Here is a 17,186-nt window from a genome sequence, read left to right as displayed (position 1 = left end):
CGACCTCCAGGTGACGTGCGGAAGGCCCAGGCGCTCGGCATGCGTCCTCATGACGGGACCGCTTCCCGATGGTGCTCCATCCCCACGCGCCAGTCACGGCCCGGGCTGATCCTACCGGGTCCGCGGCCCGCCACCCCGGCTCGGGGCGGAGAGTGGGCTCGCCGTGGGGGTGGGTGGTCCATAGGATCGGTGCATGGCGGCCGACGGGAGCGAGGGCGGCAGCCTGCTCGCCATCAGCGACCTGCACGTCAACCACCGGGAGAACCGGGCCGTCGTCGAGGGGTTGCGCCCCGACTCGCCGCACGACTGGCTGCTCGTCGCCGGGGACGTGGCCGACACGGTGGCCGACGTCGAGTGGGCCCTCGGGCTGCTGGCCCACCGCTTCGCCCGGGTGGTCTGGGCGCCCGGCAACCACGAACTCTGGACCCCGCCGAACGACCCGGTGGCGCTGCGCGGGCTGGAGCGCTACCAGCACCTGGTGGCGGTCTGCCGGCGGCTGGGCGTGCTCACCCCGGAGGACCCGTACCCGGTGTGGCGGGGGCCGGGCGGGCCGGTGCTGGTGGCCCCGCTGTTCCTGCTCTACGACCACAGCTGGCTGCCGGACGGGTTCGACACCCGCGAGGCGGCGCTGGCCGAGGCGTACCGGACGGGGATCGTCTGCACCGACGAGTTCCTGCTGCACCCCGACCCGTACCCGAGCCGTCCGGACTGGTGCGCGGCCCGGGTCGCGCAGACCCGGCAGCGGCTGGCCGAGCGGGAGCCGGCACTGCCGACCGTGCTGGTCAACCACTACCCGCTGGTCCGCGAGCCGACCCGGATCCTGCGCTACCCGATCTTCGCCCAGTGGTGCGGCACCGAGGCGACCGCCGACTGGCACCTGCGCTTCGACGCCGCCGCGGTGGTCTACGGGCACCTGCACATCCCGCGGACCACCTGGCACGACGGCGTGCGGTTCGAGGAGGTGTCGGTGGGCTATCCGCGCGAGTGGCGGCAGCGGGCCGTACCGCCGGGGCGGCTGCGGCGGATCCTGCCGGCGCCCCCGGCGTGACGACGGGCCCCGACGCGCCGGGGCCCGTCGCGTTCGTCGCCGCTCAGGCGGTCACCGCGTCCAGCGACTTCTTGATCGCCTTCGGGTCGGTGGGCTTGCGGGGAGCCTTGTCGCGCAGCTCGATCATCCGCTCGCCGATCTCCTGCAACTGCTTACGGCCGAGCGCCTCGCGCACCTTCGGGAACCACTCCTGCTCCTCCTCCTCGACGTGGTGCAGGACGTTCTCGATCAGCACCGTGGTCTTCGCGTTGAAGTGCTCGTCCTCGGCGTCCATGGTGAACAGTTCGGCGCAGAGCAGGTCGGCGACGTGGTGTTCCTCGTACGACTCGAGGATGTCGTCCTCCAGGTCCGGCAGGAGCTTGCGGACCTCCGGGTACATCACCTCGTTCTCCAGGTACGTGTGCACGGTGAGCGCCTCGATGATCTGGCCCACCAGCTGCCGCCGCTTGCTCGCCGGCCCCTCCTCGGCATCCTGGAACGCCTTGAACAGGCGCCGCATCTCCTTGTGGTCCTCTTTCAACAGGACGATGGCATCGGTGGACACCGTTGACCTCCTCGGCTCGTCGGACGCCTCCTCCCGTACCCCGGCCGTGAGCAGCGAAAACGGGTGGGGCCCGGCGGATCACCGCCGGGCCCCACCACGGGTCGTGCCGTGCTGCTACTTCACCACGTTGTACGCGCTGACCATGCCCGCGCCGTAGAACGAGTTGCGCTCGCCCCCGGTGCAGACGGCCGGGTAGCCCGGCCGCGGCTCCCAGACGCCCTCCTCGCAGGGGACCGACTCCGCGGTCCGCTCGAGGAAGGACGCCAGCTGGCCCGCCGTCATGCCGGGGTGGGCCGACAGGGCCAGCGCCGCGACGCCGGCCGCGTGCGGGCTCGACATCGACGTGCCCTGCTTGTAACCCCAGCCGTTGGTCTTCGTCGCCGTGTTGAAGGTGGTCGACAGAATGCCGTCGGTCAGGGTCGAGCTGGCGCCGTTGGTGCGGAACCGGGTGTCGCCACCGGGTGCGGTGACGTCGACGACGCCCAGGCCGTACGAGGAGTAGTAGCTCTTCTTGCCGGTCGGGGCGACCGCCGAGACGGTCAGCACGCCCGGCGCCTCGCCCGGCAGGACGAGGCAGGCGCTGTTCAGCTCCGCCGACTCGTCCGGGTAGCTGCCGTCGTTGGGCCGGTCGGCGTTGTAGTTCTTGTGCGCGAGGTCCCAGTTCGAGTTGCCCGCGGACGCCACGTTGAGCACGCCCTTGGACTGCGAGTAGCGGATGGCCCGCTGCACGGCCTGCCACACCGGACGCTGACGGGCGTCGTTGCGGCAGTTCAGCTCCCACGGGTCGATGAAGTAGCTGTTGTTGGTGACCCGCATACCGTGCTCGGCGGCCCAGACGAAGCCGCAGATCGCGGCCTCCGGGTAGATGAACAGGTCGTCGTTGACCACCTTGACGGCGGCCACCTTGACGCCCGGCGCCACCCCGGTCACCCCGACGCCGTTGACGCCGGCGGCGATGGTGCCGGCCACGTGGGTGCCGTGGTCGGAGGTGGTCGGGTTCCAGGCCGCCTCGGTGGTGTCGGCGACACCACCGATGCAGGACGCGCTCCTGTCCTTGGCGATCTGGCTGGCCAGGTCGGGGTGGCTGCTGGAGATGCCGCTGTCCAGCACGCCCACCACCACGTCGGCGCTGCCGGCGTTGATCGCGTGCGCCTGCGGGACACCGATCATCGGCATGTCCCACTGCTGACCGAAGAGCGGTTCCGCGGTCGGGTCGGCGGTGGCGGTCACGGCGTCGGCCGCGGCCACCTCCACGGTCTCGCCCTGGTCGAGGGCGGTGCCCAGGCCGGCGGTGGACGCCACCGACTCGACGCCCGCGCCCGCCACGTCGGTGGCGAAGTCGGGGTTGGTCGAGCGGGCGACGAGCACGCCGATCTGGTCGTAGCTGGCCACCACCGTGCCCTTGGCGGCGGCCACGCGGGCGGCCGCCCTGTCGGTCTTCGCCCCCTGCGGGGCGAGGACCAGGAACGTGGTGTCCGGGCCGGCGGCCGACGCGGCGGGCGCGAGCCCGCCGGTGACGGCCAGACCGACGCCGAGCGTCACGGCGGACGCGGCGGCCAGTGTCTTGCGGCGGAGGTTCTTCACACAGACTCCCAGGGGGGCCGTTGCCCGCCGGCTGACGCGTCCCTGGTGGGGGCGCGGACCGGCGGGAAGCAGGCAGGGTGCTTGCTTCTGTGCAACAAGCGCCGGGCGTGGGTGTGGCGTTACACACACTCCACTCGGGCGGACAAAAGTGTCAGACGGTGGCGAGAGTGTGCGGGATCTCGTCGAGCAGCTCGCGGGCGAGGAAGCCGATCCGGCCGAACCGGGGGACCAGTCGCTGGCCACTCACCGCGTGGGCGAACGCGGCCCAGCAGGCGGCCTGCGCCGGCTCCGCGCCCCGGGAGAGCAGCCCGGCCAGCAGCCCGGCCCGGACGTCCCCGCTGCCCGAGGTGCCGAGGCCCGCGTCACCGCTCTCCTCCCGCCAGCCCCGCCCGTCGGGGGTGGCGATGTGGCCGTAGAGCGACACCACCGCGTCGTACCGGCGGGCCAGCTCGGCCGCCTCGGCGTCCAGGTCGTCGCCGGGCTCCCGGCCGAGCAGGTGGCGCGCCTCGGTCAGGTTGGGCGTCAGCACCACCGGCCGGCCGGACCCGACCAGCAGGTCCGGGCTGTGGCTGAGCGCGCCCAGGGCGTACGCGTCGAGCACCAGCGCGGTCTCCGGGCCGGCCCCGTCAAGCACCAGGTTGAGCAGGGCGCGGGTCTCGTCGATGTCCTTGAGCCCGGGGCCGACGGTCACCACGTCGGCCTCGGCCACCAGCTCGGTCAGCCGGTCGCCGGGCTGGCCGGCGATCGCGCCGTCCGTGGTCTCCGGCAGCCCCACCACCAGCGCCTCCGGCACCTGGATGCTCAGCGCGGCGGCGGTGGACTCGGCGGCGGCCAGTTGCAGCACGCCGGCGCCGGCGCGCAGCGCGGCCACCCCGGCGAGCAGCACCGCGCCGGGGGTGAACCGGGAGCCGCCCACCACCAGCACGGTGCCCCGGGCCTGCTCGCCGCCGGTCGGCACCGGCAGCGCCCAGTCCCGTAGCAGCCTGGGCGTGATCACCAGGGTGTCAGACCGGTTCGGCATGGACCTCGTCCTCCCGGGTCGGCGGCGCGCCCTGGCGGTGCAGGTGGGACACGTCGTTGAACACGTCGAGGGTCAACCGGCCGTGCTGGTCGGCGGTCCAGCCGGTGATCGAGCAGTTCGCGATGACCTGCCCGCGGGTCAGCGCCATCAGCTCCGCCTCGGTCAGCTGCTCGACCAGGTAGCGGGTGAGGAAGACCAGCGCGTCGTGCCCGAAGAGCAGCACCCGCCGGCCGGGGTGGTCGCGGCGCAGGTCGCCGAGGAGGGTACGCAGCCGCAGCGCCACGTCCGTCCAGGACTCCCCACCGGGAGGCCGGTAGTAGAACTTCCCGAGCCGAATCCGGCGCGCCGCCTCGTCCGGATACCGCTGGCGCACCCCGTGCCCGGTCAGCCCGTCGAGAATGCCCAGCTCCCGGTCGCGCAGCCGCTCGTCGCGGACGACCGGAATCCCGGTGCCGGCCAGCGCCAGCTCGGCGGTGCGCACCGCGCGCAGGTACGGCGACACCACCGCCTGGTCGGGCCGGCGGGACTCGGGCAGCCCGGCCAGCCACCGCCCGGTGGCCCGGGCCTGCTCCTCGCCGGTCGGGGAGAGCGGCACGTCGGCGTCCCGGTGGGTCAGCTCGATCAGCTCGGCGCCCGACTGCTCGGCCGCGCTCGCCGCCACGTTCGCCGTGCTCTCGCCGTGCCGGACGATCCAGAGCGCTGCCAGTTCCATGGGGCAACCCGTACCCGGGTCTCGTGGCCGGTAACCGCCGGGTGGTGGCGGCTCAGTCGGTGGGGCCGGCGTCCGGGCCGGGCCGTCCCGCCGGGCAGCGGACGAAGAGGGTGGTGAATTCCGGATCGACCCACTCCACGCCGAGCACCGGCCCGTCCCGGTTGCTCGCGACGGTCAGCTCCAGTTCCTCGTCCACGCCGGTCGCGTCGAGGGTCGACCAGTGCAGCACGACGTGCTCCCGGCGGGCCTGGAACATGTCACCGCGGTCGACGAAGACGTGCCAGCGGCCGGCGCCCCGCCCCGGTGTCACGCCGTCGTAGTCCGTCTGCCGCCGGTATCCCACCACGTACGCCTCGTCGTGCAGGACCTCGTCGAGGAGCTGGGTCGAGACGTCGGTGGCGGTGAACGTGCCGGCCGGGTCGAGCGTGAGCACGTCCCGGTCCGGACCGCACCAGACCCCGGCGTAGTCCTCGGCGGTCGGCGGCGGCGGTTGCTCGGCGCAGCCGGCGACGAGCAGCACGATGGCAAACGCCGCGTATGCCGCCCTCGCGCCCACGACCACCTCCGGTCCGGCAGCGTAGCCCGGACCGCGGGCGTGAACCCGCCGAGGCCGGGTAAGCGCTGACTCCACGATCACCGACAGGGGAGGTTGCGCCGTGGCGACCATGACCAAGGAACAGATCAGCCCGGTGAAGGACAAGAACTACGACCTCATCCGTACGCTGCAGATGTCGCTGGAAAACGTGTACCGGATGGACACGTACATCGCCGACGCGGACGCCCGCGGCGACACGGAACTCGCCACCTGGTTCCGCAAGATCCAGGAGAACAACCGCAAGGCGGGCGACCAGGGCAAGCAGATGCTGATGAGCCGCATGCAGCAGGAACAGCGCTGAGGTCCGGCACGGGGACCGGGTCGACGTCGTCGGCCCGGTCCCCGTGCGTGGCCGGCCCGGATCCGAGCACCGGCGGGCGGCCACCGACCTGATCGCGTTGATCCGACCGCCGGTCGCCGGCGTCCGGGGCAGCGGCACGACGCGTCGACGGGGCACAATGTCCGCCCGGGGCGGCCACGCCGCCGGGAGGCGGAGGTGGGGTCGTCGATGACGGTCATCCGGGGTCTGCGCGAGGCGCTGGTGCTGCTCGTGATCGCGCTGGTGGTGGTCGCGGTCGCGGCGGGGATCTGGGTGGCGGTCGCCGGCGGCGACTTCGTCTCCCGGTTCGGCATCGCGCTCGTGGTCGTCGGCGCACTGCTCGGGGTGACCGGTGACCTGACCCTGAGCCGGGTCGGCATGCTCGGCGCCCGGTCCACCTTCGGGCTCGCGCCCGAGCAGGAGACCGGCGGCGGCGGGCGGGTGCTCACCGGCGTCGGGATCTTCCTCTTCGTCGGGCTGCCGCTCGTGGTCGTCGGCATCACGCTGATCGCCTGAGCCGGGCTGTTCCCTCGGCGCGCTGCCCGCGGCCCGGGCCGTGCGCCGCTACCGTGTGAGGCGTGGCGACGGCGGCCGAGGAGATCGCGGTGGGGGAGCGGGTCGTCCGCGTCTCCAACCCGGACAAGCCCTACTTTCCGGAGCGCGGGCTGACCAAGCTGGACGTGGTGCGCTACTTCCTCGCCGTCGGCGACGGCATCCTGCGCGCCCTGCGCGACCGGCCGACCATGCTGGAGCGCTGGCCGCGGGGCGTCTTCCCGGGCGCGAAGATCGGCACCCGGCAGGACAACCGCGGCGACGCCTTCTACCAGAAGCGGCTGCCGGCGGGCGCGCCCGACTGGGTCCGCACCGCGCACATCACCTTCCCCAGCGGCCGGACGGCCGACGAGGTCGCGCCGAGCGAGCTGGCCGTGGTGATCTGGGCGGCCAACCTCGGCACCCTGCGGTTCCACCCGTGGCCGGTCTCCGCGGCCGACGTGGAGCGGCCCGACCAGTTGCGGATCGACCTCGACCCGATGCCGGGGGTGGGCTTCGAGCAGGTGGTGCCGGTGGCCCGCGAGGTGCGGGCGTTCCTCGACGAGCTGGGCCTGACCGGCTACCCGAAGACCACCGGCGGGCGGGGCCTGCACGTCTACCTCTCCATCGAACCCCGGTGGAGCTTCGGCGACTGCCGGCGGGCGGTGCTCGCCCTGGGCCGCGAGATGCAGCGCCGCCTGCCGGAGCTGGTCACCACCACCTGGTGGCGCGAGCAGCGGGACCGGCCGGTCTTCGTCGACTACAACCAGATGTCCCGGGACCACACCATGGCCTCGGCGTACTCCATCCGGCCCACCCCGCAGGCGCTGGTCTCCGCGCCGCTGGACTGGTCGGAGCTGGACGACGCGCGGCCGGAGGACTTCGACGTGCCGTCGATGCCGGCCCGGTTCGCCGAGCGCGGCGATCCGCACGCCGGCCTGGACGAGCGGCGCTTCTCCCTGGAGCCGCTGCTCGAGCTGGCCGACCGGGAGGGCCTGGAGGCGCCGCCCGAGCGGTGAGACCGGCTCACGCCCACGGGCTGCGTTCCCCGTCGAACTCCTCGAAGACCAGCCAGGTGCGGGTGGAGAGCACCCCGGCGATGCTCTGCACCCGGTTGAGCACCACGTCCCGCAGGGTGGCGTTGTCCGGCGCGCGGACCAGCGCCAGCACGTCGTGGTCACCGCCGAGCAGCGCCGCGTGCTCGATGTAGCGCACCCGGGCCAGCTCCGCGGAGACCTCCCGCCAGGTGTTCTGCTCGATCTTCAGCGCGATGTACGCCGAGGTGCCCAGCCCGGCGGCCTCCGGTGCGACGTGCGCCCGGAAGCCGGTGATCACGCGATCCCGCAGCAGCCGCTCGACCCGCGCGTAGGCGTTGGTGCGGGACACGTGCACCCGTTCGGCGAGGGTGCGCACCGAGGTGCGGCCGTCCCGGACCAGCTCGTCCAGGATCCGCCGGTCCACCTCGTCGAGCGGGCGGGCCGATCGTCCCGTAACGGCCGCCGCGTCCGCCCCTGACCCGGATTCCTGGCTCACCACGACGCCTCCCGCATGCCATCCGTCCCGCAATCCGCGTGGATCTTGAGTCAATCATCCGACAGCAGGAGCATAGGCCCACCACACGTCCAGGAGGTCCCCGCCGTGACGACCACACCCCAGGCGGTCCGCAGGGCATCCACCCGCCGGTCGGCCACCCCGCCCGACCCGGCCCGCGGGCTGCTCCCGGCCGCCGAGCCGGTACGCCTGCTCGACCCGACCGGCAGCCCGCTGCCCGCCCGCGCCGACTACCCCGAACCGGCCGCCGACGCGCTGGCCGAGCTGTACCGCCGGATGGTGATCGGCCGCCGGTTCGACGCCCAGGCCACCGCCCTGACCAAGCAGGGCCGGCTGGCGGTCTACCCGTCGTCGCGCGGGCAGGAGGCCTGCCAGGTGGGCGCGGTGCTCGCGGTGCGCGACACCGACTGGGTCTTCCCGACCTACCGCGAGTCGATGGCGCTGGTCTCCCGCGGCCTCGACCCGGTGGAGGTGCTCACCCTGCTGCGCGGCGACTGGCACTGCGGGTACGACCCGGCCGCCCGGCGCACCGCGCCGCAGTGCACCCCGCTGGCGACCCAGTGCGCGCACGCCGCCGGGCTCGCCTACGGCGAGGCGTACCAGGGGCGGGACACCGTGGCGCTGGCCTTCATCGGCGACGGCGCCACCAGCGAGGGCGACTTCCACGAGGGGATCAACTTCGCCGCGGTGTTCAAGGCGCCGGTGGTCTACTTCGTGCAGAACAACCGGTACGCGATCAGCGTCCCGCTGTCCCGGCAGACCGCCGCCCCGTCGCTGGCCTACAAGGGCGTCGGCTACGGCGTGGCCAGCGAGCAGGTCGACGGCAACGACCCGGTGGCGGTGCTCGCCGTGCTGAACCGGGCGGTCGCGCACGCCCGGGCCGGCAACGGGCCGTTCCTGGTCGAGGCGCATACCTACCGGATGGAGCCGCACACCAACGCCGACGACGCGACCCGCTACCGCGACGGCGCCGAGGTCGACGCCTGGCGGGACCGGGACCCGGTCGCCCGGCTGGAGACCTACCTGCGGGAGCGCGGCGTGCTCGACGAGGCGGCCGTCGCGGCGATCGCCGCCGAGGCCGAGGAGTACGCGGCCGACCTGCGGACCCGGATGAACGCCCAGCCGACGGTCGACCCGCTGAGCCTGTTCGACCACGTCTACGCCGAGCCGACCCCGCAGCTGGTCGAGCAGCGGGAGCAGGTCCGCGCCGAACTGGCCGCCGACCGGGACGCCGAGGGGGAGCACTGATGGCCACCACCATGGCGAAGGCGCTCAACGCCGCGCTCGCCGACGCGCTCGCCGACGACGAGCGGGTGGTCGTCTTCGGCGAGGACGTCGGGGCGCTCGGCGGCGTCTTCCGGATCACCGACGGCCTGCAGGCCCGGTTCGGCGACCGGCGCTGCTTCGACACCCCGCTGGCCGAGGCCGGCATCGTCGGGTTCGCGGTCGGCCTGGCCATGTCCGGGCTGCGCCCGGTGGTCGAGATGCAGTTCGACGCGTTCGCCTACCCGGCGTTCGAGCAGATCGCCTCGCACGTGGCGAAGCTGCGCAACCGGACCCGGGGCGCGCTCAGCGTGCCGATCGTGATCCGGGTGCCGTACGCCGGCGGCATCGGCGGGGTGGAGCACCACTGCGACTCGAGCGAGGCCTACTACGCGCACACGCCCGGCCTGAAGGTGGTCACCCCGGCCACCGTCGAGGACGCGTACTCGCTGCTGCGCGAGGCGATCGCCGACCCCGACCCGGTGGTCTTCATGGAGCCGAAGAAGCTCTACTTCTCCAGCGCCGAGGCGGCGCTGCCGGCCCGCACCGAGCCGTTCGGCCGGGCGGTCGTCCGCCGGCCCGGCCGCGACGCCACCCTGGTGGCGTACGGGCCGGCGGTGCCGGTCGCGCTCGAGGCCGCCGAGGCCGCCCGCGAGGAGGGCTGGGACCTGGAGGTGGTGGACGTGCGCACCATCGTGCCGTTCGACGACGCCACGGTCACCGCCTCGGTACGCCGCACCGGCCGCTGCGTGGTGATCCAGGAGGCGCAGGGCTTCGCCGGGGTGGGCGCCGAGATCGCCGCCCGGGTGCAGGAGCGCTGCTTCCACGCCCTGCACGCCCCGGTGCTGCGGGTCAGCGGGCTGGACATCCCGTACCCGGCGCCGATGCTGGAGCACACCCACCTGCCCGGCGTGGACCGGGTGCTCGACGCGGTGGCCCGCCTGCAGTGGGACGACCAGCCGGACCCGCGCTGGCTGACCGAGGGCAGCGCGGCATGACCGAGCAGGTGTTCCGGCTGCCGGACCTGGGCGAGGGGCTGACCGAGGCGGAGATCGTCGAGTGGCGGGTCGCCGTCGGTGACACGGTCACCGTGGACCAGACCGTGGTCGAGGTGGAGACCGCCAAGGCCGTCGTCGACGTGCCCTGCCCGTACACCGGCCGGGTGGTGGCCCTGCACGGCGCGGCGGGCGAGGTCCGCCCGGTCGGCCAGCCGCTGATCACCATCGCGGCGCTCGACGCCGCCGGGGCGCCCGCCGGCGGCGGCGAACCCGCCGGCCACGCCACCTACCGCGAGGAGGAGCGGGCCGGGTCCGGCAACGTCCTGATCGGCTACGGCACCGGCCACGGCGGGTCGGGACGGCGGCGCCGCCGTCCCCGGCTCGCGGTCGCCCCGGAGCCCGCGCCCGCGCCGGCCGGCCCGCCGGCCGCGAACGGGGCCATGCCGGCCGGCAACCAGGCCAGGCCGCCTCTCGCCAACGGGGCCGGGCCGGCCGGCAACGAGGCCAGGCCGGCCGGGGCCGCCCTGGTCATCTCGCCGATCGTGCGCCGGCTGGCCCGCGAGCACGGCCTGGACCTGGCCACGCTGCACGGCACCGGGCCCGGTGGGGTGGTCCGCCGGGCCGACGTCGAGGCCGCCCTGGCCGGGGCGGCACCCGCCCGGCTGGCCGCCGTGCCGGACCACCCGGAGCCGGCCGACGCGCCGGCGGCGCACGTCGGGCTCGCCCCGGCCGACGCCGCAGACCTGGTCATCCCGCTGACCGGCATCCGCAGGGTGATCGCCGACAAGCTGTCCCGCAGCCGGCGGGAGATTCCCGAGGTGACCATCTGGGTGGACGTGGACGCCACCGCGCTGCTGGAGACCCGGGCCGCGATCAACGCCGCCCGGCCGGAGCAGCCGGTCGGCATCCTGGCCCTGCTGGCCCGGATCTGCCTCTCCGGGCTGCGCCGCTATCCGCAGCTCAACGCCCGGGTGGACAACGAGGGGCAGCGGATCGTCCAGTCGGCCGGGGTGCACCTGGGCATCGCCGCGCAGACCGACCGCGGCCTGGTCGTGCCGGTGCTGCGGGACGCGCAGCGGCTGACCACCGGCGAGCTGGCCGCCGAGCTGGCCGCCACCACCGCCGCGGCGCGGGCGGGCACCCTGCCGCCGGCCCGGCTCACCGGCGGCACCTTCACCCTGAACAACTACGGGGTGTTCGGCGTCGACGGCTCCACCCCGATCATCAACCACCCGGAGGCGGCGCTGCTCGGCGTGGGGCGGATCGTGGACAAGCCGTGGGTGGTCGACGGCCAGCTCGCGGTCCGCAAGGTGACCCAGCTCAGCCTCACCTTCGACCACCGGGTCTGCGACGGCGGGGTGGCCGGCGGGTTCCTGCGGCACGTCGCCGACTGCGTCGAGCAGCCGGCGCTGCTGATCGCCGCCGTCTGACCGCGGCGACGGCCCCGGCCCGCCCGGCCGGGGCCGTCGCGTCCCCGCGGACGTCCGGGGCCGGACGGCGCCCGTGGCTCTGCCCGACCGCCCGCCCGTGCGGGGCCGTGTTTCCCGCCGGTCGGACCGGGAATGCGGCCTGCCCAGCCGCCGAGGGGAGAACGACGTGGCCCACCCGGGCGTGTCCGTGCCGGCCGGTGTGCGGAGGCATCCGGTCGCCGGCGCTCCGCTGTTCTGCGACGCGCGCGAGCACGGTCTGACCGGCGACGGCGTGACCAACGACCAGCCCGCCCTCGCGGCGCTGGTCGACCGGCTCGGCGACGCCTACCAGGCCGACGGGCGGGCCCGGGTCATCCACTGCCCGCCGGGGGTCTACTCGATGCGCGACGCCGGCACGGCCTGGCGCAGCGGGGTGTCGCTGGTCGGGGCCGGGCCGGGAGCGACCCGGTTCGTGCTCAGCAACGCCGGCAACCGGGCCGACCCGGCGCCGCTGGCCTTCCACACCACGCTGCAGCACGGCGCCGGCCGGGACCGGCACCTGGCCGACTGCACCTTCGCCGACTTCGAGATCGACGGCTCGCAGGTGGCGTCGGCGCAGTACCACCCGCTGGCCAAGGGGCTCGGGTTGCAGTACCTGGTCCGCGGCGTCTTCCGCAACCTCTACATCCACCACACCGCGGCCACCGGGCTGGGCTGCGACTTCCTGCAGGACTGCCTGATCGACGGGGTGTTGGTGGTGGGGTGCGGCCGGCTGGACAGCGGCACCGAGATGGGCGGCGCCGGGATCGGGATCGGCATCGGCGGATGGGGCAGCGTCGAGCGGCTCGCCATCGTCAACTGCAGCGTGGTGGGCAACGCCACCAACGGCATCTTTCTCGAGTTGCAGGAGGCGGAGAGCCTGCGTCCCCGGGGGATCAAGGTGATCGGCTGCCACGCCCAGGGCAACCGCTTCGGCATCTCCGACTGGGGGCCAACGGCCTGATCGTCACGGCCTGCACGATGACCGGAAACCTGGAGGCCGGCTTCCACGTCTCGGCGAAGGGCACCACGCACACCGCCGGGCGCGGCGGCATCCTCACCGACTGCGTGATCGACGGCAACGTGCGCGACGGGATCAGCATCGGCAACACCCCCGGGCCGTACACCATCCGGGGCAACCGGATCAGCGGCAACGGACGGCACGGCTACCACCAGCGCAGCCTCGGCGCGGCGGGCAGGGCGGCGGCCGAGGAGATCGTCATCGAGAGCAACGACTTCTACGGCAACAGCGGGGACGCGATCCGCTTCGACCGGCCGGTCCGGGACGCGATCGTGGTCGGCAACCGGATCCGTAACAACGGCCGGCAGTGGGCGCCGGCGATGATCGGGCACGGCGACTCGGTGCGGTACGGCGAGAAGACCGTGGTGGACCGGACGGCCGACTGGCCGAACGACGGGCACCGGGGCAAGGTGGTGCGGGTCGGTCGGGCCATCGCGGTGGTGGCGGCCAACGATGCCGACACGCTGACCCTGGCACCGATCCGGCCGGGCGCGTTCACCGCGTGGAGCGGCGACACCCCGATACCGGGGACGGCGTACGAGTTGCCGGCCGCGCCGCCGGTGCGGGCCGGGATCACGGTCAACGCGACGCTCGAGTCGGCGACCGTGCGGGGCAACCGGATCTGGGACAGTCGGGACCCGGCCACCCAGACGCACGGTCTCTGGATCACCGACGAGGGCAGGTGCGTGGACTGCCGGGTGGAGGAGAACGACCTCGTCGGCAACGCCGAGGCCGCCATCCGCGCGGACACCCCGCCGGTGGGCGGCCGGTGGGAACGCAACCACGGCCACGACGGCGGGGCCTGACGCCGCCGGCGGCGGTCCCGGTCGCCCGGGACCGCCGCCGGCCGCGGGTCAGTGGGCCGGGGTCGGGTGGAGCACCACCGTGGCCGTCCCGGTCTGCGGGGGTACGTCCGGCTCGGTCGGCGCGTCGGTGTACTCGGCGACGAAGACCGCGGACAGGTTGGACGCTCCACCGTGTCCGCCGTCGACGAACGTGGTGATGCTTCCGGTGCAGCCGGAGGCGGTGGAGAGCGGGTGCCCGTGCTCGTCGTGCCCGAGGATGTAGGTCACCCGCACCCGCGAGCAGTCCACCGGCCGGTCGTCGGTGACCTTGACCTCGAAGGTGACGGTCTGCCCGAACTGGAAGGGCTGACCGGCCACCGGGGCGACGAACTCGACGATCGGCGCCCGCGGCCCGATCAGCAGCGGCAGGGTGGCCGCCGCGGACCGGCCGGTGCGGTCGGTGACCTTCAGCGTGGGCGAGTACGAGCCGTTGCTCCGGTAGGTCCAGCTCGGGTTCGCCTCGGTGGAGTCGACCGAACCGTCGGCGTCGAAGTCCCAGGCGTAGCGCAGCGGGTCGCCGTCCGGGTCGACCGTTCCGGCACTGGAGAAGTTGACGGTCAGCGGCGCCTGCCCGGCGGTCGGGTCGGCGCTGATCTTCGGGATCGGGGTCCGGTTGCCGCGGACGAAGTCGATCCGGGCCAACTGGGCGTCCGGGTTCTCCGCGAAGTACCCGTCGCCGTACTCCAGCACGTAGAGCGCGCCGTCCGGGCCGAACTCCAGGTCCATCGGGTTGTCCACCACCAGCGAGGGCACCACCGGGCGGATGTCGGTGACCTCCCCGGAGCGGTCGAGGCGGAACTCCTTGATGTAGTCGCGGGTCCACTCGTAGAACAGCGGAACCCCGTCGTAGTAGGCGGGCCACTTCACCCGGGAGGTGCTGCGCCCGTCGTAGTCGTACGCCGGGCCGCCCATCGGGCCGATCCCGCCGGTGCCGAGCTGCGGGAATTCGCCGGAAGCCGCGGACGGGTACCAGACCTGCGGCGCCTGGACCGGCGGCAGGCGGCGCTGCCCGGTGTTGTGCGGTGAGTCGTTCACCGGCCGCCGGCAGTCGAAGTGGGCCCCGGGCGTGCCGGTGGCGAAGTCGTAGTCGCGATACGGCATCGACGGCGTGACACAGTACGGCCAGCCGTAGTTGGCCGGCTCGTCGACCAGCATCCAGCGGCCGTGTCCGGCCGGTCCCCGGTCGGGGTTGGCCGACCCGGCGTCGGGGGAGTAGTCGGCGAGGTAGACGTCGTCGGTGCGCCGGTCGACGGCGAACCGGAACGGGTTGCGCAGGCCCATCGCGTAGATCTCGGGCCGGGTCTTCGGGGTGCCCGGGCGGAACAGGTTGCCGGCCGGGATCCGGTAGCCGCCGCCGGGGTTGACCCGGATCCGCAGCAGCTTGCCGCGCAGGTCGTTGGTGTTGGCCGAGGTGCGCTGGGCGTCGAAGGCCGGGTTCCGGTCGGCGCGCTCGTCGATCGGGGTGTAGCCGTCGGAGAAGAACGGATTGGTGTCGTCGCCGGTGGACAGGTAGAGGTTGCCCCGGCTGTCGAAGTCGATCTGCCCGCCCACGTGACAGCAGATGCCCCGGTCGGTGGGCACGTCGATGATCCGCTGCTCGCTGCGCAGGTCGAGCGTCGTCCCGTCGAGCTTGAACCGGGACAGCCGCAGCACGCCGCGGAACCGTTGCCAGTCCGCCGCGGTGCCGACCAGCGGCGCGTCCCCCTCGTTGACGTCCGGCGTCGTCGGGTCGTCGACCGGTGTGTTCCCCGGCGGGGAGTAGTACAGGTAGACCCACTTGTTTCGGGCGAAGTCCGGGTCGATCGCGATGCCCTGCAGGCCCTCCTCGTCGTGCTCGTACACGGGCACGTCGGCGGCGAGGGTGTTCAGGCCGGTCCGCGGGTCGTGGATGCGGACCTCACCGGTGCGGGAGGTGTGCAGCACCCGCAGGTCGGGCAGGACGGCGAGGCTCATCGGCTCGCCGGGGAAGTCGTTGAGCGTGACCTTCTGGAAGCTGCTGTCGGGCGGTGCGGCGGCCGGGGTGGGCGCGGCGGCGACCGGCGAGGCCGGCGCGGCGAGGCCGGCGGCCACCAGCACCAGGGCGGACAGGCGTGCGGCTCTTCTCATCTGGGCGGTCCCCCGATGTCGTGGCTCAGTAGCGGAGCGAGGCGAGGTAGGCGTAGCCGACCCGGGCGGTGTCGAGGGCGTCGGCGGGGGCGCGCGGCGGGGTGCCCGCGTCGTCGCGCTCCACGATGTACTCCTCGATCCCGGCCGCCCGGGCGTGCGCGAAGATCCGGCCGAAGTCGATCAGACCGTCGCCGAGGTCGGCGAAACTGGCGTTGGTGTCCATGTCCTTGACGTGCACCTGACGGATCCGGCCGCGGTGGGCGTGGATCACGTCGACCGGGTCGTGGGCGCCGCGCCAGGTCCAGAACAGGTCGAGTTCGAAGTGGACCAACCGGGGGTCGGTCTCGTCGGCCAGGATCTCGAACCCGGTCCGCCCGTCGGTCAGCGGCACGAACTCCAACTGGTGGTTGTGGTAGCCGAACCGCAGCCCGGCGCGCTCGGCCATCCGCCCGGCGCGGTTGAGGTCGTGGGCCAGCGCCCGGTAGCGCTGCGGGTCCCGGATCGGCCGGCCTTCGGCGTCGAGGCCGAACCAGGGGTGCACGAGGTAGCGGCAGCCGACCGTGTTGGTGTCGGCGAGCACCTGCTCCCACGCGTCCGGATCGAACGGTTGGGGAATGCCGACGTGCCCGGAGGTGGCCCGCAGCCCGGCCTGGTCCAGCGCGGCCCGGAACTGGGCGGCCGTCCGGCCGACGTAGCCGGCGTGCTCCACCCGGCAGTAGCCGATCCGCCGCAGCGCGGCCAGCGTCCCGGGCAGGTCGGCGGCGAGCTGGTCGCGCAGCGTGTACAGCTGGATGCTGATCCGGTCGGCCGGGACCCGGCGCCGGCCGTGCGGTCCGGAGTCGGCCGCGGCGGGGGCGCCGAGCAGCCCGGCGGTACCGACCGCGGCGGCCGAGACCGTGGCGGCGCGCAGCACGCCGCGTCGGCTGACCGGCTCCCGGCCGGGTGCCGGCGGCCGGGATTCGAGTTCGTCCATGGTGCTGGTCCTTCCTGCCGGGCGTTGCGGGCCCGGCCGTTCGGGCCGACCGGCCGTCCGCCGGGCACGCCGGACCGGCCGGGCGTGGGGCCCGGCGGCGCGGTCGTGGTACGGACGCGACGGTCCGACCCACCGACGGTGGGTCGGACCGCCCGGAGGGGCGGGGCAACGGATCGACCAATGGACAACTGTGTATCTGATGGGTCACCGTACCCTTGCCGACGATCGATGGCAAAGGTTCGTCCGGATTGACGAAACTTCTGCTCGCATCGACAAAAGCCGGCCCGCCGCGGACCGGAGCGATCTCCGTCCGGTCCACTCTCGATCCGCGTCGCGCCCCGGAGCCGTCCCGCGAGCGACTCCCGGGACCGCGGGGTCGACTTCCCCCGATCGGTGCAGACCGGGCCGATCCCGACGCCGGCCACGAAGCGGCGAAGGGTGCAGCGGTCGGGCCCGGAGGCGACGGGCGGTCCGCCCGGGCGCGCGGCGGTCGAAGGGGTCGATCCGGCGCGCCGGTCGGCTTCCCGCTCAATTGCCGCCAGTTGAGCACCACGGCCCCGGCGTTGTTCCGGCTTGAGGTGTTCTGTCCAGGTTGAGGACCGGACAGAGCTGAAGTTGTGGGACGAG

Annotated in this window: 15 protein-coding genes, 1 pseudogene and 1 riboswitch; of the genes and pseudogenes, 8 read left to right on the top strand and 8 right to left on the bottom strand. The window is 73.9% G+C overall.

Annotation, left to right across the window (positions count from 1 at the left end; translation table 11 throughout):
• Positions 1-17 precede the first annotated feature (17 nt).
• Positions 18-107, bottom strand: a riboswitch (ZMP/ZTP riboswitch).
• 86 nt (positions 108-193) lie between these two features.
• Entirely contained in the window at positions 194-1,048 is an 855-nt protein-coding gene (locus AC1WTP_RS31520; protein WP_481652877.1) for a metallophosphoesterase family protein, read from the top strand.
• 43 nt (positions 1,049-1,091) lie between these two features.
• Here the strand turns inward: AC1WTP_RS31520 and AC1WTP_RS31515 are convergent, their stop codons facing one another.
• From AC1WTP_RS31515 to AC1WTP_RS31495, 5 genes are all read right to left on the bottom strand, one after another.
• Positions 1,092-1,592: a hemerythrin domain-containing protein gene (locus AC1WTP_RS31515; protein ID WP_481652876.1), complete on the bottom strand. Its 501-nt coding sequence runs from the start codon at positions 1,590-1,592 to the stop codon at positions 1,092-1,094.
• A 114-nt stretch (positions 1,593-1,706) separates the two neighbouring features.
• A complete protein-coding gene (locus AC1WTP_RS31510; protein ID WP_481652875.1) occupies positions 1,707-3,176 on the bottom strand; it encodes a S8 family peptidase in 1,470 nt (489 codons plus the stop codon).
• A 151-nt stretch (positions 3,177-3,327) separates the two neighbouring features.
• Positions 3,328-4,197, bottom strand: coding sequence for an NAD(P)H-hydrate dehydratase (locus tag AC1WTP_RS31505; protein ID WP_481652874.1), 870 nt, complete (start codon positions 4,195-4,197; stop codon positions 3,328-3,330).
• Positions 4,181-4,909, bottom strand: a complete 729-nt coding sequence (locus AC1WTP_RS31500; protein ID WP_481652873.1) for a histidine phosphatase family protein — start codon at positions 4,907-4,909, stop codon at positions 4,181-4,183. The genes AC1WTP_RS31505 and AC1WTP_RS31500 overlap by 17 nt, the downstream gene beginning before the upstream one ends.
• A 52-nt stretch (positions 4,910-4,961) precedes the next feature.
• Positions 4,962-5,465: a hypothetical protein gene (locus AC1WTP_RS31495; RefSeq protein WP_481652872.1), complete on the bottom strand. Its 504-nt coding sequence runs from the start codon at positions 5,463-5,465 to the stop codon at positions 4,962-4,964.
• A 109-nt stretch (positions 5,466-5,574) separates the two neighbouring features.
• Here AC1WTP_RS31495 and AC1WTP_RS31490 point away from each other — a divergent pair, with 109 nt between their 5' ends.
• From AC1WTP_RS31490 to AC1WTP_RS31480, 3 genes are all read left to right on the top strand, one after another.
• Complete coding sequence (locus AC1WTP_RS31490) at positions 5,575-5,805, top strand: hypothetical protein (RefSeq protein WP_481652889.1); 231 nt, start codon at positions 5,575-5,577, stop codon at positions 5,803-5,805.
• Between the two features lie 207 nt (positions 5,806-6,012).
• Positions 6,013-6,339 carry a hypothetical protein gene (locus AC1WTP_RS31485; RefSeq protein WP_481652871.1) on the top strand — a complete coding sequence of 109 codons (327 nt, stop codon included), beginning with the start codon at positions 6,013-6,015 and terminating at the stop codon, positions 6,337-6,339.
• Between the two features lie 62 nt (positions 6,340-6,401).
• Complete coding sequence (locus AC1WTP_RS31480) at positions 6,402-7,373, top strand: DNA polymerase domain-containing protein (protein WP_481652870.1); 972 nt, start codon at positions 6,402-6,404, stop codon at positions 7,371-7,373.
• A 7-nt stretch (positions 7,374-7,380) separates the two neighbouring features.
• Here AC1WTP_RS31480 and AC1WTP_RS31475 read toward each other — a convergent pair whose 3' ends face one another.
• Positions 7,381-7,890 carry an Lrp/AsnC family transcriptional regulator gene (locus AC1WTP_RS31475; protein ID WP_447135953.1) on the bottom strand — a complete coding sequence of 170 codons (510 nt, stop codon included), beginning with the start codon at positions 7,888-7,890 and terminating at the stop codon, positions 7,381-7,383.
• Between the two features lie 69 nt (positions 7,891-7,959).
• Here AC1WTP_RS31475 and pdhA point away from each other — a divergent pair, with 69 nt between their 5' ends.
• From pdhA to AC1WTP_RS31455, 4 genes and pseudogenes are all read left to right on the top strand, one after another.
• Positions 7,960-9,153 carry a pyruvate dehydrogenase (acetyl-transferring) E1 component subunit alpha gene (pdhA, locus tag AC1WTP_RS31470; RefSeq protein WP_481652888.1) on the top strand — a complete coding sequence of 398 codons (1,194 nt, stop codon included), beginning with the start codon at positions 7,960-7,962 and terminating at the stop codon, positions 9,151-9,153.
• A complete protein-coding gene (locus tag AC1WTP_RS31465) occupies positions 9,150-10,166 on the top strand; it encodes an alpha-ketoacid dehydrogenase subunit beta (protein WP_481652887.1) in 1,017 nt (338 codons plus the stop codon). The genes pdhA and AC1WTP_RS31465 overlap by 4 nt, the downstream gene beginning before the upstream one ends.
• On the top strand, positions 10,163-11,596 hold the full coding sequence (locus tag AC1WTP_RS31460) for a dihydrolipoamide acetyltransferase family protein (protein ID WP_481652869.1): 1,434 nt from the start codon (positions 10,163-10,165) through the stop codon (positions 11,594-11,596). The genes AC1WTP_RS31465 and AC1WTP_RS31460 overlap by 4 nt, the downstream gene beginning before the upstream one ends.
• Positions 11,597-11,762: 166 nt before the next feature.
• A pseudogene (locus AC1WTP_RS31455) lies at positions 11,763-13,441 on the top strand (right-handed parallel beta-helix repeat-containing protein).
• A gap of 48 nt (positions 13,442-13,489) precedes the next feature.
• Here the strand turns inward: AC1WTP_RS31455 and AC1WTP_RS31450 are convergent.
• Together AC1WTP_RS31450 and AC1WTP_RS31445 are read right to left on the bottom strand one after the other, a co-directional pair.
• Positions 13,490-15,586 (bottom strand): PQQ-dependent sugar dehydrogenase, encoded by a 2,097-nt coding sequence (locus AC1WTP_RS31450; RefSeq protein WP_481652868.1) that lies wholly within the window; start codon positions 15,584-15,586, stop codon positions 13,490-13,492.
• Between the two features lie 25 nt (positions 15,587-15,611).
• Positions 15,612-16,559 (bottom strand): sugar phosphate isomerase/epimerase family protein, encoded by a 948-nt coding sequence (locus AC1WTP_RS31445; RefSeq protein ID WP_481652867.1) that lies wholly within the window; start codon positions 16,557-16,559, stop codon positions 15,612-15,614.
• Positions 16,560-17,186 lie beyond the last annotated feature (627 nt).

The sequence above is a fragment of the Micromonospora sp. R311 genome, from assembly GCF_056780015.1.
This window is presented reverse-complemented; position numbering and strand designations above follow the sequence as displayed.